Below are 1004 nucleotides of genomic sequence, written 5' to 3' on the forward strand. Positions count from 1 at the left end.
AGGTATCGCCGTCGCTGGTTTCGAAGATGATGGCGCGGATGAGGACCTGGGCGCGGGTGACGTCGATCTGCGGCAGCAGCTGCTCCAGGTTATCGACGCGATCCGCCGGGCCGTTGACCAGGAGCGCGTTGGACGCGTGGAGAACCTGGGCGTTGGCGGTCGACAGGCTGCCGGTGGTGGTCTGGGCCAGAAAGGCGTTGACCAGGGGCGCGAGATCGTCGGCCCGGAGATGGGTGATCGGCAGCACGCGGGAGACGGTGGGTTGCTGTGGTTTCGGGGTGCCGATCTGGGCCATGAACGTCTGTTGAGACCGAGCGGGTACCAGCGTCGGCGGATTGCCGGGGACGAGCTGGTAGCCGTGGGACTGCATCACGCCCTGGAAGAATTCGGGGAGCTGTTCCGGCGTCACGTCCGGGGCGTAGACGGTCAGGGTGCCGTCGACGCGGGGATCGATGGCGATGGGCGTGGCGGTCTGCTGGGAGTACCAGTGTACGAACTCCCGCACGTCGGCGCCCTGCATATCGATGGGCATGGCGTGAGCAGAGCGCAGGAGTAAAGCGCAGATCACTACAGGCCCCATGATCAAGAAAAGCAGAAAGAACAGTGCGGATTTAGCAACCGATGTCAGCATGTTGGGCTCCAGATGCGAGGCGGAGGTGACAGGCGCCCATCGGCACGACGGTGAGCCCTTGGCGCTCGAGGTCGTGGCTGGTGGTGGGCCGGTTGTCGCCGTCCAGGAGTCGATAGGTAGTGAGGTCGCCCAGCTGGGCATACCCGGTGATCCGCGCCCGTCGGTAGGCCGTGAGGTCGACCGTCGGGGCGGGGGTGTCGGGCGTGGCCTCGGTGTCTGCTGTGCTGTTGCGGGCATCGACTTGATCGATGACCAGCACGGACGTGGTGAGGACGATGCCCATCAGAAAAGAGACGGTAGCCAGGAAGGGGCGGTTGAACCGCTTCCAGTAGATTCGGGTCAGGCGCATGTGGAACCTCGCGTCGCGGGGTAC

1 protein-coding gene and 1 pseudogene are annotated in these 1004 nt (G+C 65.1%); both read right to left on the bottom strand.

The window, feature by feature from the left end; translation table 11 throughout:
* Positions 1–631, bottom strand: a 631-nt coding sequence (locus BTW07_RS18865) for a secretin N-terminal domain-containing protein (protein ID WP_279626558.1), incomplete at its 3' end; no start/stop codon positions are given.
* A pseudogene (locus tag BTW07_RS19925) lies at positions 612–1004 on the bottom strand (zonular occludens toxin domain-containing protein); the annotation flags it as partial. The gene BTW07_RS18865 and the pseudogene BTW07_RS19925, both read right to left, overlap by 20 nt.

Origin of the sequence: Salinicola socius, assembly GCF_001937195.1 — a bacterium.
GTDB lineage: Bacteria > Pseudomonadota > Gammaproteobacteria > Pseudomonadales > Halomonadaceae > Salinicola > Salinicola socius.